Consider the following 15,072-nt stretch of genomic DNA (forward strand, 5'->3'; position numbering starts at 1 on the left):
TGTCGCTCCAAAGCGACACCGGCAGCCCATTTGACGGGCTGCCGGCGCGGTTTGGCTTGGATTGGCGTTACGGCAGGCGACCACCGACGAAGCTGGATCCGCCACCACCACGTGCATTGGGCGAGTGGACGACGAAGACAACGTCATCCCCGGACTTCAGCTTCGCGATCGCCGACTCAAACTCGCTGAGATTCGGCGTTGCGTGGCGGTTGACCTCGGTGATGATGTCGCCCTTGCTGAGCGGCAGATCATCGGCAAAGGAGCCCGGCTTGATGTTCGATACCGCGACGCCACCCGAGAGCTTCAGGCGAGACAGCATCTCCTGCGGAACCGTGGTAACGGACATGCCGAACTTATCCTGCGAGACGTTTGGCGATGGCTTTCCGGGTGTTGCATCGTCATCTTCGCCGCCATTCATGGCGACAGCGGTGTCGTTGCGGTCAGCAATGGCAACCGTCACGGTGTTTTCCTTGCCATCGCGGAGATAGGTCAGGCGAGCGCTGGAACCGGGACGGCGAGGCGCCACGTTCGAGACCAGGTCGTCACCATCCTTGACAGCGTTTCCGTCGATGGCGGTGATGACATCCTGAGCCTTGATGCCCGCCTTGGCTGCCGGACCACCGGGGGTGACGGTACTGACCAGAACGCCTCCCTTGGCGAAGCCGTAAACGCGGCTAACCGAGGAGGAGAGCGTCGGCTGGAAGGAGATGCCGATCGATCCGCGTACGACCTTATGCTCCGGCGAAATCAGCATGTTGTAGACGCTGATAACGGTGTTCGACGGGACGGCAAAGCCGACGCCAACGGAACCCATGGACTGCGTGTAGATGGCAGTGTTGACGCCAACAACGGAGCCGGTCATGTCCAGCAGCGGACCACCGGAGTTGCCGGGGTTGATGGCCGCGTCCGTCTGAATGAACTTCTGGAACTGGCTGCCACCACCGGGCTCGGTGCGGTTCTTTGCGGAGACGATGCCGGCGGTTACAGTCTGCGAGAGTGAGAACGGGCTGCCGATCGCAAGAACCCAGTCACCCACCTGCGCGCCATCCGAGTTGCCGAGCTTCACAGTTGGCAGGGGGCTGGGCGCGTCGATCTTGATGACGGCGAGATCGGTTTCCTTATCGACGCCGATCACGCGCGCCGGGCGGCCCGGGTCATTTTCACTGTCGGTCGAGAGCTTGACATTGATCTTGTCCGCCTTGTCTACGACGTGATTGTTCGTCACGATGTAGCCGCGGGGATCGACGATGAAGCCCGATCCGAGCGCGCGGCGCTCAGCGCCTGCAGGACCGGCCTGATCGTCATCGTCATCGCCATCACCGCCGCCAGGGGCGCCGTTCCCGCCGAAAAAGCGGTTAAAGAAATCCTGCATGTCGCCCTGATCACCGCCCTGACCACCACGCGGAACAATGCCACGGCGTCCCTTGGGAGCGGTCGACTGCTTGGGCAAAGACTCAGTGTTGATATTCACGACAGCAGGACCAACCTGCTTTGCGATCTGTGTGAACTGGTTCGGCTGGCTCGCTGGCGGCGGCACGCGCAGGGGCGTGGCGTCGCTGGTATCTGCCTTCTGCTGCATGGCGCCGTGCACGGTGCCCGTGAGCACGGAGCCGGCGATAACACCGGCTGAGAGTGTTCCGAGCAGCACAAAGGTGGCTGCAAGCCGGTGCGAGCGAAGTCTTTCTGGGAAGGACTGAATCGGTGCCATGAAGTGTAATGTCCTCGTTCTTTGTGCAACATCGGGAGCCTGTGTTTCAGGCCCGTGGACTTTTAGACGCCGTTTGGGGCGATTTGTATGCGTGGAATTGCCTGTCGGCGATTATGCGCCACCGTTGGCTTGTGATTCCACTCTGGCAGTTTCAATTCGTCTGCATCGGTCCATCGGATGAAGCTTCGACCCAAAATCCGGTGCGTGGCGATACGCTGCCGGGCGGTTATCGTTCTTCTGACTGGCCTTCGAGAATCAGATTTCCTTCGGGCTGTTCGGACACCGCGCCCGACAGTAGTTCACTCGCCACCAGGCTGCAGAATATGAGGGCTGCGCCCGAGGCGGAGCGGAGCGTGAGGCGTTCTCCGAAAAATAAAAGGGCGGTCAGCAGTGCAAAGGCTGGCTCCAGCGCCAGCAGGAGAGCCGTGTGGCTTGCCTGGAGATGCTGCTGCGCCCAGGACTGGATGCTGAACGCAGCGGCCGTTGCGAGCAGGGCGCAGACAACCAGCGCGAAGACCAGTGACGTGGTCCAGTGCAGGTACGTGTGTTCAATGGCCGGTGTCGCGATGGACATGAAGACAGCCGCGAAGCCGATCTGTAATGTCGCCAGTTGTGCCGTTGGAATACGCCGCGCGAGATGGGCCAGTGACAGCAGATGCCCGGCGAAGGCAACGGCGCAGAGCAGACTGAGGACATCTCCGCGATTGACACCTCGGGTGAATTCACGCAGCGGCATACCGGCAGGGGTGGTCAACAAAACGATGCCGGCAAAGGCGCCGGTCGCACCCAGCAGAGCTGTCGCACGGGGCTTGGAGGCGCCGGGCGCGTGAAGTCTCGGTACCACGCTACACAGCGGAACCAACACGACGACCAGACCCGTCAGGAACGCCGAGCGGTCGGGTGTTGTGTACACCAGCCCGGCGGTTTGCAATTCGTATCCGGCCGCGAGAAAGAAGCCCGCGACAACGCCTGCCTTGATCGCATCGCGCCCCATGCGTGGCCACTCGCGCGCGTGCAGGATCGCCAGCGCGACGAAGGCAAGAATCATGCGCAGTTGGTTGAAGAGCAGTGGCGAGGCGTCGCGCAGAGCGCCTTTCACGACGCCGAAGGTTCCGCCCCACACGGCGACCGTCGCTAACAGAAGCAGGTGCGCCAGCACGGACTGACGGCGCGTCGTGCCAGTCATGGCTGGCCTGCACCGGATGCTGCGTCGCTCTCAGTTTCGTCGGATTCGATGTTGCCACAAAGGTCCAGAAGGATCAGCAGGACGCGCCGCAGTGCCAGGTCGCGGCCTCGCGTGTCGTGCCATTCGTTGGTGGTGTGGACGCCGCCTGCGAGGCCGCCTGCTCCAATGGCCACGGCTTCCAGGCCGAGCGAAAGCGGGATGTTTGCGTCTGTCGAACCAAGCCTCTCTTCGGTGCGCAGACGAAGGTGCCGGTCCACCGCTCGAACTGTTTCGAGCAGGCGCGAATTCGGGTCGAGTTCCGCCGCAGGACGATCGCCGATGAGCGTGATCTGCGCCTGCAGTTTCTCGCCACTGCTGGCGCGATTTGCGGCCAGTACCGCGTCCTCAACCGCACGGTAGAGATGTACCTCCAGCAGCAGCAATTGCCCGGCGTCGGTAGACCGCAGATCGAAGGTGGCCTCGGCCGATTGCGCCACGGCTGTGACCGAAGTACCGCCCCGGATCTCGCCCACATTCAAGGTCGTTCGCGGTCGGACAGGCAATGTGCGGGAGCAAACCTCGGCGATGGCGGTACTGAGCGCAACGATGGGATTCGCGACCGCCGAGTCAGTCCATGCATGGCCACCGGGGCCCGTTATCTCGACGCGGAACCGGCGGCTGCCGAGCGCTCGTGTGACGATTATCTCGGTCCCCGCACCTTCCAGAGCCAGCGTGCCACAGATGCGTTGGGCGAAAGGCGACCCGGTGAAGAGATGCCGCATGCCGCGGAGATTGCCTTCTGCTTCCTCGCCAACGTTGGCGGCAAAGAGAATGTTGTTCACTGGCTTCAAATCCGCATGGCGAATAGCAGCGGCCAGCGCCAGCAGGCCGGCGAGACCAGCCCCGTTGTCGGAGATGCCGGGACCAATCAACAGTGATTCATCCTGCCGTATCTCCAGGTCCGTGTCCCCCGCGAAGACGGTGTCGAGATGCGCTGAGAGCAGGGCGACGTTCGACTCGCCATCGTCAGGCCGCAGCAGTCCAAGAGCATTGCCGGCATCGTCGATGTGGACGTCATGGAGACCCAGTTCGAGCATGCGGTCGGCGAACCATGCGGCACGCGCCGCCTCACCGAAGGGAGGCGCTGGGATCGCGACCAGCTCCTTCTGCCATGCGCGAATCCGTTGCTCATGCAGGTGCAGCCAGGCGAAGGCGCGATGCACCGCACGGTCCTGCGCCAGGTTGGCGATGCGCGCCAGCGGCAACGGCTCTTTTGGCCGTTCGCGGAAGATCATACGGCCGCCACCGTTCCAGAATTCTGTTGGGAGCCGGTGACGTCGGCGAGGTAGTTCACCTCCGCCAGATGCAGGCCTTGTGGTGGCGCGGTGGCACCTGCCTGTCGGCGATCACTAGCGGCCAGGATGGTGGGGACAGCATCGGCGGGCATGCGTCCCGCTCCGATCTCGACACAGGTACCGACAATGTTGCGAACCATGTGATGGAGGAAGCCACTGCCGGTGACGCGATAGACCAGCAGGCCATCCAAAGCACGCCAGCCCGAACTGAAGATGGTGCGGACGTTGTCGACCGGCTCCCCTGCGTCCAGTAGTCGCCGGGTGCGATCCGGATCGGATGCGGCAAAAGAGGTGAAGTCGTACGTCCCGACAAATGCCTCGGCTGCGTGCTGCATCGGTTCCAATTGCAAAGGCCAGCGGCAGTCCCATACATAACGGGAGATCGGCGGCAGGCAGATGCGTTCCGTTCTGTCGCCGGCAACTCGCCGCTGGAAGATGCGGTACTCGTAAGTCTTATCGCGGACGCCGGATCGAGCGTGAAAGTCGGCAGGTGCATCCGTCAGGCGGACGATGCGGATGCTGGCGGGCAGGCGGCGATTCAGCGCCGTATGCAGCCGGTCCGCGGGGATGTTCACCTGCAGCGTCAGAGACACGCTCTGTGCCGAGGCGTGGACACCCGTGTCGGTGCGGCCGGAGCCTTGCGGTAGAACGGTCTCGCCGGTGACGTCGCGGACGACCGCTGCCAGCGTTCCCTGGATCGTGGGCAGTCCAGGTTGGACCTGCCAGCCAAAGAAATCCGTGCCGTCGTAGGCCACGGAGAGGCGGAAGGTGCGCGCGGGCGGTGCGTCCGGCGGTCTTCCGGCTTCGCTGTTTTCTCCGGAATGTTCTCGGTCAAGAGGGAACATCGGGGCTGTTTGAACCGTACCATGCAGCACCCATGCGAACGGGTGTTGCCGGTTGCTATACTTTGTCTTCCGAAGAACCTGCGTCGGTCTATGCGTTTGATCAGGGGATCGTGCCCCACGGGAGAAGCCGTGTGTCACAAACCCTTGCAGATGAAAACCATGCCTGCCCGTTGCAAACCTCAATGGGGATGCGCGAATGGCGGATCGCACGGAATATAGTGCGTCCATACGACGCTGGCGCACGTCTTCGTAAGGGAATACTTTCGGATTGGCTGGAGAAGAGGCGTGAGAGCAGGAAACATGCAGGGAGCAGCGAGCGTCGCTCTGTTGCTGATGGGAACTCTGGGATCTGACGTGTCTGCGCTTGCGCAGGCAGCCGCACCGCAAACCGCCGGGGGCACCCAGACCAATCCGACTGCACCTGCCACGCCTCAGGCGCAGCAGGTGGATACGACCGGTCGTCCGGATATTCCCCAGGCGCCGGAACCGGCGCACCCGGGGCCACTGTATCTTCGCAAGTCCGGCAAGGATTACAGCAATTTGAAGGCCTATAGCTTCAAGCATCCGCTTGGGCCCTACACCTCCACCGACTACGACGCGCCGCGTCTGTCGAATACCCCGAAGCTTGCCGACCTTCTGCGTAACGGACAGCTCTATCTGAGTCTTTCGGACGCTGTCCTGCTGACGTTGGAAAACAACTACGACATTGAAATTGCACGAGTCAACCTGGACATTGCGGATACGGATATCCTCCGCGCAAAGGCTGGCAGCACGCTGCGCGGTGTGTCCTCGGGCGTCGTAACGAACACACTTGGCGGGACATCGTCTACCGTGACCGGCGGTGGTGGCCCAGGCGGCACCACAACATCCTCCGGCGGTTCCGGTACCGGCGCTTCGGGCCTTGTGCTCAGCACCAATGGCGGTGGCCCCACGCCGTTGAACCGTGACGGCCTCCTCACGGGAACGATCCAATACGAAGATGCAACGACACCGGGCGGATCGAGCCTGGGCGGCGGCACTTCGAGCACGTCGACTAGTACGGGTACAGGTACCGGCACAGGAACCACAACCGGTACGGGCTCAACGGGTACCGGTACGACCTCTACCGGCACATCGAACCTGTTTAACGCTAACCCAACCGAGACGACGACGGGAACCTACAACTTCAATTACCTGCAAGGGTTTTCGACCGGCACGCAGTTGCAGGTGTCGTTCACGAACTCGCGCGTCTCTTCCTCGTCGACCCTGACGTCCTATCGTCCGAACTTCAACTCGGCATTCAAGGCAACGGTCACACAGCAGTTGCTGCAGGGCTTTGGCCCTGGCATCCAGAACCGCTTCGTGGTGCAGGCGAAGAACAATCGCCGCATTGCCGATTCTGCCTTCCGTCAGCAGTTGATTTCGACGGTCACCCAGATCGAGAGCATCTACTGGTCACTTGTTTCCGCTTATGAGGATGTACAGGCGAAGACTCGTGCGTTGGAGCAGTCGACCAAGCTTGCATCGGATAATCGCCGTCAGCTTGAAATCGGAACGCTCGCGCCGCTGGATATCGTCAACAGCGACCAGGCCGTATCGACCGACCGGCAGTCGCTGACCACGTCGCAGTCGAACCTGGAGTATCAGCAGTTGCTGATGAAGCAGGCTATCGTCCGCGATCTGAACGACCCCGTCCTGGCCAACGCGCCGGTCATCCCAACGGACCGTGTCAGTCTGGAACGTACGCCGGAAGAAGATATGCCGGTGGAAGACCTGGTGAAGCAGGCCTACATCAACAACCCACTCGTGGAGCAGGGGCTGCTGACGCTGGATAACAACAAGATCACCATCAAGGCGGAGAAGAACGGCCTTCTGCCGATTCTGAATGCGTATGCCTTTTATGGCGGCACTGGCATCGCTGGTAATCCGAATCCAACGTCGACGATTTGTACCAGCAACCCGACCCTGGCGAACTGCGGCCTGACAAACGTTGGCGGCTATGGCACGGCATTCCAGAACGGCTTTAACAACAGCGCACCAGACAAGGGCGTCGGCGCCACGCTGAGTATTCCCATCCGAAACCGCCCGGCGCAGGCTGATCAGGCGCGTTCGCAGATGGAATACCGTCAGGCACAGATGCGCTTGCAGCAGCTGTACACACAGCTCCGCATCCAGGTCATCAACGGCCAGTTTGCACTCACGAATGATCGTGCATCGGTGGTTGCGGCGCAGGCGACTCGCGACTACCAGGCACAGGCTTTGGATGCGGAACAGAAGCGCTTCCGGCTTGGTGCGTCGACCACCGCGAACGTGCTTCAGCAGGAGCGCAACCTGGCCACAGCGGAGAACACGTTGATCACCGCAACCGCCGTCTATGCTCGTGATCGCGGCGGTTTGCTCTCGATCCTGGCGAACACACTCGATCGTTACGGTATCTCGCTGGTGCAGGCAGCCGCAGGCACCATGACGACGGCTCCCGTCGTTCCCGGACTGACGGCACCGCAGGCACCAGCCGCTCCGAGGCCGCTGACGAGCACTCCGGCACCGCTGCCGCCGGACACTACCCGCCCGGCACCTGGAGCAGTAACACCTCGGTAGTCTGAAGCAACAAGAGCAGGTGGGAAGGGCGAAGGGGCAATGGCCTCTTCGCCCTTCCTCTTTACACGTCCCAAAGGTCTCTTTTCTCTGTGAAACGAGCGCCCCAAACCTGGTACCCAGCCCGTCGGCTCAATCCGTCTGCCGCGTGCAGCACGCTCAACTCCACTAAACTGGATAGATGTCCGATCAAGCTCTGAACGCACTCGCCTCTGCCTCGTCCGCCTATCTCCGTTCGGCTATGCATCAGCCCGTTCAGTGGGAGCAGTGGGGTGATGCGGCCTTCGCGCGCGCTGCAGCAGAGAATAAGCCAGTGCTGCTCGACATTGGTGCTGTGTGGTGCCACTGGTGCCATGTGATGGATCGCGAGAGCTATGAGAACGCTGAGACTGCAGCGCTGATCAACGAGTATTTTGTCGCTGTGAAGGTGGATCGCGATGAGCGGCCTGACGTGGATACGCGTTACCAGGCGGCAGTCGCCGCCATCAGCGGACAGGGCGGATGGCCACTGACCGCCTTCCTGACACCCGACGGCCGGCCATACTTTGGCGGCACCTACTTCCCGCCGGAAGAGCGCTACGGCCGGCCAAGCTTTCGCCGCGTGCTGATGACGATGGCGGGCTCGTATTACGACAAACATGACGAGGTAGAAGAGTCCGCGAGCAGTGTGATGGAGGCCATCGAATACAGTGAGACCTTCACGGGCGAGGCGACGGATCTCGATGCCTCCAGCGCAAGTCTGGACTTGCTGGACAAGCTGGTTGAAGGAGCTCTGAAGCAGTTCGATCCGATTCACGGTGGCTTTGGATCGCAGCCCAAGTTCCCGCATCCTGCTGCGCTGGAGATGCTGCTGGACGCGGCGTCGCGTCCTGGCGGAAAGGCGGCACAGTGTGCGGAGACTGCGCTTGTCTCACTTAAGAAGATGGCGCGTGGCGGCATCTTCGATCAGCTTGCCGGCGGCTTCCATCGCTACTCGGTCGATGAGCGCTGGGTGGTGCCGCACTTCGAAAAGATGGCGTATGACAACAGCGAACTGCTGCGGGCCTATGTCCACGCATTCCAAACGTTCGTTGATCCGGAATGCGCCGATGCCGCGCGCGCCACGATGCAGTGGATGGATGAGTGGCTCAGCGACCGTGAGCGTGGCGGCTTCTACGGTTCGCAGGACGCGGATCTATCGCTGGACGATGACGGCAACTACTTCACATGGACGCGTGCCGAAGCAGCCGCTGTCCTGACGGAAGATGAGTTGAAGCTCGCCGAGCTTTACTTCGACATTGGCGCCGTGGGTGATATGCATCACGATCCTGCGCGCAACGTCCTCTTCCGCCCGATGACGCTGGAGCAGGCGGCACAACAGTCAGGAGTCGATGAAGAGATCGCACCGATGATGCTGAAGGTCATCCGCGCGAAACTTCTGGCATCCCGGCTTGAGCGCCCTACGCCCTTCGTCGATAAGACGATCTACACGGGCTGGAACGCCATGTGCATCTCCGCCTATGTGCGCGCGGGACGCGTGCTGCAGATGCCGGCAGCACGCGCGTTTGCACGCAAGTCGCTCGACCGCGTTCTGGATGCGGCGCTGGTCGACAGCTCTGTGAAGCACGTCGTCGCCTATAGCGACCCGGCCGCGCCGCACTCGGATGTTGCGGGAGTGCTGGACGACCATGTCTTCCTGGGGCATGCGTGCCTGGACATGTGGGAAGCCACGGGCGAAATCGTGTATTTCAACGGCGCGCGAGTGATCGCGACGACGCTGCTGCGTAAGTTCTATGACGGCCGCGGCGGCGGCTTCTTCGATACGGCCTCGGACTCCACGGAGACGATTGGCGCGCTCAGTACTCGCCGCAAGCCAGTACAGGACGCGCCCACGCCCGCAGGTAATCCCGCGGCGGCTTCGCTGCTGTTGCGGCTACATGCCCTTACCGGCGACGAGAGCTATCGCGAAACTGCACAAGAGACGCTGGAGACCTTCGCCGCCATCGTCGAGCATCTCGGGCTTTACGGAGCGACCTTCGGCCTGGCGCTGGGACGGCTGGCGCGTCCCGCCGTGCAGGTCGTTATCGTTGGCGGCGGTGCGAGGGCAGCGCAACTTGAGATGGTGGCGCTCGCGCGCTTTGCCGTGAACAAGACCGTCATCCGTATCGCGCGCACGCAGCTTGGTTCGCTGCCGCCCGCGCTCGCCGAGACGTTGCCGCATCTGCCTGAAAGCGATGAAGCAGTCGCGCTGGTATGCAGCGGTGTGACCTGCCAGCCGCCCATTCGCGATGCTGCAGAATTGGCCGCAGTGTTAAATGCGGTAGATGCACTCTAAGTACGGTTTCATTTCCTCCGAGGATGTTGTCATCCTGAACGCAAGCGAAGTCGAAGGACTTGAATTAGCTGGCGGCGCTACAAATGCGCGCGGCGGCGCTCCCACCTGGCGCTGTCGCCAGACGAATGCGGGATCTTCAACGGCACTTGAGCTGCGCTGCGTTTCGCTCAGGAGAACAAGGGAACGAAGTCGTTACCGCGTGCGGAAGGACTTGATCGCGATTGCGTTGGGGTGCGTGCCGACCGGCAGCATGGTGAAGAGCTCCGGGCCGTTCGTGTCGCGGGTGCGGATCACAGCAACGTCGCTGCCGCCGGAATCGGCGACCAGCAGCACGGGCTGTCCTGCCGATAGTGCCATGGCTGTCGGCTGCGGACCGGTATGAACGCTCATCGACATGCGGCCTTCGTCGATGGCGTACAGGCTGACCGAGTCGGCGCCGGCATTCGATACCCACAGCGAGGTGTTGTCGTCGCTGACGATGCCGTTCGCAGGCTGCGTGCCAATGGGATAGGTGCCGCCAACCTCATTGGTGAAGGTCGAGATCTCGCTGACGCTGCCTGACCCTGCGTTGCTGACGAAGATTTCGCCCCCGTCAGGCTTCACGGACAGGTGAATTGGCATGCGGCCCACGCGGAGGCGAGCCATCAGGTGGTCCTGCATCGTGCTCGGATCCTGCTTGGCGGGCCATGTCCCGGGTGCGGTCGCGAGGCTGATGGAGAGCACATGGTCGTCGGCAGAGCAGGCAACAAAGGCTTTGGAGGAATCGCTCAGGACCGCGACGTCGCTCGCACCCGCGCAGTTGCCGAAGGTGGCGCGAAGGCGCGGCATCGGGGCGCTCGTGATCTCGTAGACAGAGACACTGCCGCTGCCGCGATTTGCGACAACAAGCGAGCGTCCGTCCGGTGCAACCTTCACCGTCGCGGGCTGCTCACCGCTGCCGACGCTTGCGAGTTCCCGATGATTCGTCAGATCAAGCACGCTTACCGTGTTGGAGCCGGTGTTGGTGACATAAGCACGTTCCCCTTTCGGGTCCACGCTAATGCTCGATGGCTGCCGATGCACGCCGATGGTAGCTGCGATGGCGTTGTTGTTCGCGTCGATGACGGACACCGTGCCGCTCGCAGTATTGACGACGTAGACCTCGTTGCTGGCGGGATTCGCAGCGACAGCGGAGGGCGTCTCGCCGACCTTCAACGTGCGGTCCGTGCGGAAGTTCACCAGGTCCAGAACGCTGACAGTACCTGTGCCGCCATTGGTGACGTAAGCGTATTCACGGTAGTTGTCCGCAAGCTGGGGGAAACGCATGCGTCGGCACCCGCCTGCGAACAGCAGCAAGGGAAGAGACGCGAATGCAAGGGTACGAGTGAGGCGCACGGCGATCAATCCTTAGTCTTCCGTGCGATTCAGCTTGACCCACATACCGCGGAGCCACAGTGCGAAAACAATGTTGACGCCAGCGACCAGCAGGTAGGCGGCCCAAAGGAAGTGCATGCTGTTGACGGTGGGTTGCATGTCAGGCCTCCAGAGCCCGCAGTGCAGCGCGTTCTTCTGCACGTTGCTCGCGTCGAACGATGGCGTAACGCGCCCAGATCAGCGCGGTACCCCAGCAGAACCAAGCTGCCGCATTCCAGAGAAACGCGGGCCACATGGAAGGATCGAGCGAGCCATCTCCCGTAAGAACCGGCGCGGGATGTTGCGTGCGCCACCAGCGGATGCTCATGAAGACAATGGGCACATCGATACCGGCAAAGACACTGAGGACTGCCGCGATGACGGGTGCCTGGCTACTCGTCGAGAATTTACGCACCAGGATATAGCTGACGTACAGCAGGAAGAGCATCAGCGCAGACGTAAGTCGGGCATCCCACGCCCACCAGATACCCCACACCGGTCGGCCCCAAAGCATGCCAGTCGCCAGGCCCAAGCCGACGTACATCACCGTCACTTCAGCCGTTGCAATCGCAAGCGCGTCCAGCTTTGCCGCCAGTTCCTGCTTCGTCCGACGGAAATACAGGAACGCGATAGACGCGATCATGTTGATGTACGGGAAGATCTCCGCGGAGATGTTGATGGGTACGTGCCAATAGAAGATCCGGTAGATGGATCCCATGGTGGCCTCGACCGGCGCAACGAAGACAGCTTCGTAAAAGCCTATGGCCAGCAGGGCCACGCTGAAGCCGCACAACATCCAGAAATAACGCTTCATGATCGTTATCCAGTCTACCGGTTGGAGCGCTTGGCTGGTGTGTTATTCGGCCCGGCGTCTGGGCGTTATTCGGCGTTGAGGACGGTATCGAACAACAGGATGCAGGCTGTGGTGAAGATGACGTCAAACCCGAAGATGAGGCGAATCCACATTTGCGGTTCAAACTCACCCGTGATGACGCCCGTAGTGGCCTGGGTGACGCCCAGCAGCGCCGGAATTGAGATAGGGAAGAGGATGACCGGCAGCATCAGCGCACGGTTGCGGCTGCGCAGGCCGAGAGCAGCGAAGAAAGTGCCGTTGACCACGATGGCCCAGGTGCCCAGCGGCAGGATGAGCCACAACCACTTGATCTCGCCCAGCGGGTGCAGGTTGTAAAAGACGACGAAGACCGGCGCAAGGACCGCCTCGACGAATAGCACGAACAGCAGGTTGGCGAAGGCCTTACCGAGGAACAGGGCGGACGCGGGGGCGGCGGACATGCGGTGCGCGTCCAGCACCTGGTTACGGCGCTCACGCTCCCATGAGATGTTCAGCGATGTAGTCGCGGCGAAGAGCAGTCCCACCCACAGCAGACCGCCGCTCATTTGGCGAGCAAGCGTCGGGTAGCCCGTGGGGTCGAAGGCCATGGCGAAGACCACGGCGATCAGCAGCGTGAAAAACAACATACCCGCAACGGCCTCGCGGCTTCGCCATTCCAGTTGCAGGTCTTTCCTGAGGTGCAGCCAGACGGTGCGCGCGTAGTTCACGAGGGAGTCACCAGAGCTTTCGTCAGGTCGGCAACCGCGGCCTCGGCAGCGCGGATGTAATCGGCTGGAGCGAGGATTAACTGAAGCCCACGCATGCCGGCAGAGACGCTGATGGTCTCGAAGAGTTCGACTGCCTCGTCGACGAAAGCGCGATAGGCCTTCTTCGCGCCCATGACGGTCACGCCGCCGCGGATGTAGCCGGTGAGCGGTTCAACATCTTTCAGCCCGGCGAGCTCGGCCTTCTTGGCGCCCGCGGCGAGGGCCAACTTCTTTAAATCAAGCTCACTATCACCGGGGATGGCGGCAAAGACGTACTCGCCATCGCCCAGACGGCAGAGGAGTGTCTTGAAAACCTGCTCGGCCGGCATGCCGATCTTTCGTGCCACGTTGGTGGCGGTCAGGTCGTCGGGATCAACCTCGTACTCGCGAGTCGAGTAGGGGATGTTGAGGCGGTCCAGCAGCCGCGCGGCATTCGTCTTCACGCGGCGGTCGCTCCCGCAGGCGCTTCGGCCGTGACAATCGACCCGCTGCGCATGGTGACGATTTGGTCGGCGGCTTCTGCCACGAGTTCAAACTGATGGGTCGTGACGATGACCGTTCGTTGTGCGCCACCAGGCAGCGGCCAGGTGCGGAAGTCGAGGAGCAGCTGCACCAGCTCTTTCGCACCGCCCACATCCATGTTGCTGAAGGGTTCATCGAGCAGCAGCAGTTCCGGATCGGCCACGAGTGCGCGCGCCATGGAAACTCGCTGGCGCATGCCTTGTGAGAACTCGGATACGGGGCGACGGATCGTGGGATCGAGCCCGACGGCGCGCAGCGCCATCTCGGGTGATCCACTGCAGTCGCAGGTGGCACCTGGATTCTGAAGCCGGGCGAAGTAGCGCAGATTCTCCATGGCCGAAAGCTCTTCGTAGAGCATGGGAGCGTGACTCATGTAGGCCATGCGTGCGCGCGCAGCGTGCGGGTTGCTTCCCAGCGTGTTGACTGTCCCGCTGGTGGGTGTGATCAGACCTGCAAGGACACGTAAAAGCGTTGACTTGCCCGCACCGTTGGGGCCCAGCAAGACGTGGAAGCCGCCGGCAGGGAACTCGCACGTAACGCGCTTGAGCGCAGCGAAGCTGCCGTAGAGCTTGGACAGGTTACTGACACTGGCGGCGGGGATGAGACTGGACTGCATCGTTTCCGAGTATAGTGCGCCGAATTCGGTTGGCGGGCCGCGACTTCGCCTCTGGAGTTGGCGCAGGCGCGACCGTAAGCAGGGCCGACTGTGGTTTGCCTCGCCAATACGGCACGGATTCCGAGCTGAGCTTCGATCTTGATCGATTGGGAACGGCACAGCTTCAGCGGTGCCTACTTGCACTAGCCGGTAGATTGGGCCTTAGCCCCTGCGGTTGAGCTTTCGTCTCAGCGCGAGGAAAGCGTGCCTCAGCGGCTAAAGCCGCTCGCTTCTTTGAGAGTTTCCGGCACAGCTGAAGCTGTGCCCTTCCGAACGCCCTGGATCCAGAAACCCTCAATCCAGATCAGCGAAGGCTTTGCCGCTCCGCGCACCAGCTGTCGGAAGAGTCTCTTTGAGACTCCCGAGAACGTCCTACTTGGCTGGGACTACAAGCGTGGCGGTCGTTCCCGCCGCCGGGCTGGCAGCAGGCTTGTCTCCGGGCTTGGCGGGAGCGTACTTGCTGGCGCACTTGGCCTGGAGCTGGTTGGCCTGAAAGGTGCCATCGCGGCCCAGATGGCCCATGGCGAGTGCTTGCGCGTCGTCCTTGAAGGTGTCGGGTGGCGGCTCGGCGCCGTCGTAGCTTACCGGCAGTTCCTTGCCCAGCTCCAGCAGAACGAAGCTGGCATGGGTACCCATGCGGTGGATGCTGCCGGGCTTCACATTGCCCGCTACGCGCAGATTCCGGCTGTACGCCTTGTTGCCCATGCCCTGCAGCTCGCCGATAGTGCAGTAGTAGCTGGTGGCCTTGCTGTCGCGCGCGCCGCTGATGGCCAGGTAGAGCACGGCCGCGATGATGACGACGGATGCAACGATGACCTTTAAAGACGATGCGCTTTTGGTGTTCATGGCTTCTCCATTTTACCGCGCATTCGCCGGGGCTGCCGTGCCGATGATCGCACTGTCTTTAGGGCTGCTGGAACGGTTACGCCGCCTCGTCGACCGC

Annotated in this window: 13 protein-coding genes; 2 read left to right on the forward strand and 11 right to left on the reverse strand. The window is 62.0% G+C overall.

Going from position 1 to position 15,072, the window contains the following annotated elements; genetic code table 11:
• Positions 1–67: 67 nt before the first annotated feature.
• The 4 genes from BLW03_RS18425 to truA form a co-directional block, all read right to left on the reverse strand.
• A complete protein-coding gene (locus tag BLW03_RS18425) occupies positions 68–1,708 on the reverse strand; it encodes a trypsin-like peptidase domain-containing protein (RefSeq protein WP_074655451.1) in 1,641 nt (546 codons plus the stop codon).
• A 226-nt stretch (positions 1,709–1,934) separates the two neighbouring features.
• Entirely contained in the window at positions 1,935–2,894 is a 960-nt protein-coding gene (locus BLW03_RS18430; RefSeq protein ID WP_074655452.1) for a DMT family transporter, read from the reverse strand.
• A complete protein-coding gene (locus BLW03_RS18435; protein WP_074655453.1) occupies positions 2,891–4,168 on the reverse strand; it encodes a M20/M25/M40 family metallo-hydrolase in 1,278 nt (425 codons plus the stop codon). The genes BLW03_RS18430 and BLW03_RS18435 overlap by 4 nt, the downstream gene beginning before the upstream one ends.
• Positions 4,165–5,073, reverse strand: a complete 909-nt coding sequence (truA, locus tag BLW03_RS18440) for a tRNA pseudouridine(38-40) synthase TruA (RefSeq protein WP_074655454.1) — start codon at positions 5,071–5,073, stop codon at positions 4,165–4,167. The genes BLW03_RS18435 and truA overlap by 4 nt, the downstream gene beginning before the upstream one ends.
• A 300-nt stretch (positions 5,074–5,373) precedes the next feature.
• Between truA and BLW03_RS18445 the strand changes: the two genes are divergently transcribed.
• Entirely contained in the window at positions 5,374–7,650 is a 2,277-nt protein-coding gene (locus tag BLW03_RS18445; RefSeq protein ID WP_074655455.1) for a TolC family protein, read from the forward strand.
• Positions 7,651–7,828: 178 nt separating this feature from the next.
• Entirely contained in the window at positions 7,829–9,961 is a 2,133-nt protein-coding gene (locus BLW03_RS18450) for a thioredoxin domain-containing protein (protein ID WP_074655456.1), read from the forward strand.
• A gap of 192 nt (positions 9,962–10,153) precedes the next feature.
• On the opposite strand, the gene BLW03_RS18455 is transcribed toward BLW03_RS18450, so the two are convergent.
• The 7 genes from BLW03_RS18455 to BLW03_RS18480 all read right to left on the reverse strand — a co-directional run bounded on the left by BLW03_RS18455 (position 10,154) and on the right by BLW03_RS18480 (position 14,975).
• Positions 10,154–11,266: a YncE family protein gene (locus tag BLW03_RS18455; RefSeq protein ID WP_074656147.1), complete on the reverse strand. Its 1,113-nt coding sequence runs from the start codon at positions 11,264–11,266 to the stop codon at positions 10,154–10,156.
• A gap of 81 nt (positions 11,267–11,347) precedes the next feature.
• On the reverse strand, positions 11,348–11,473 hold the full coding sequence (locus tag BLW03_RS21170) for a hypothetical protein (protein ID WP_280138037.1): 126 nt from the start codon (positions 11,471–11,473) through the stop codon (positions 11,348–11,350).
• Between the two features lies 1 nt (position 11,474).
• On the reverse strand, positions 11,475–12,167 hold the full coding sequence (ccsA, locus tag BLW03_RS18460) for a cytochrome c biogenesis protein CcsA (RefSeq protein WP_074655457.1): 693 nt from the start codon (positions 12,165–12,167) through the stop codon (positions 11,475–11,477).
• 65 nt (positions 12,168–12,232) lie between these two features.
• Positions 12,233–12,913 carry a heme exporter protein CcmB gene (locus tag BLW03_RS18465; protein WP_074655458.1) on the reverse strand — a complete coding sequence of 227 codons (681 nt, stop codon included), beginning with the start codon at positions 12,911–12,913 and terminating at the stop codon, positions 12,233–12,235.
• Positions 12,910–13,395, reverse strand: a complete 486-nt coding sequence (gene ybaK / locus BLW03_RS18470; RefSeq protein ID WP_074655459.1) for a Cys-tRNA(Pro) deacylase — start codon at positions 13,393–13,395, stop codon at positions 12,910–12,912. Before ybaK ends, BLW03_RS18465 begins: the two co-directional genes overlap by 4 nt.
• Positions 13,392–14,090: an ABC transporter ATP-binding protein gene (locus tag BLW03_RS18475; RefSeq protein ID WP_074655460.1), complete on the reverse strand. Its 699-nt coding sequence runs from the start codon at positions 14,088–14,090 to the stop codon at positions 13,392–13,394. Before BLW03_RS18475 ends, ybaK begins: the two co-directional genes overlap by 4 nt.
• 411 nt (positions 14,091–14,501) lie before the next feature.
• A complete protein-coding gene (locus tag BLW03_RS18480; RefSeq protein WP_074655461.1) occupies positions 14,502–14,975 on the reverse strand; it encodes a cytochrome c maturation protein CcmE in 474 nt (157 codons plus the stop codon).
• Positions 14,976–15,072: the final 97 nt, after the last annotated feature.

Origin of the sequence: Terriglobus roseus (assembly GCF_900105625.1) — a bacterium.
In the GTDB taxonomy this organism is placed as follows: domain Bacteria; phylum Acidobacteriota; class Terriglobia; order Terriglobales; family Acidobacteriaceae; genus Terriglobus; species Terriglobus roseus_B.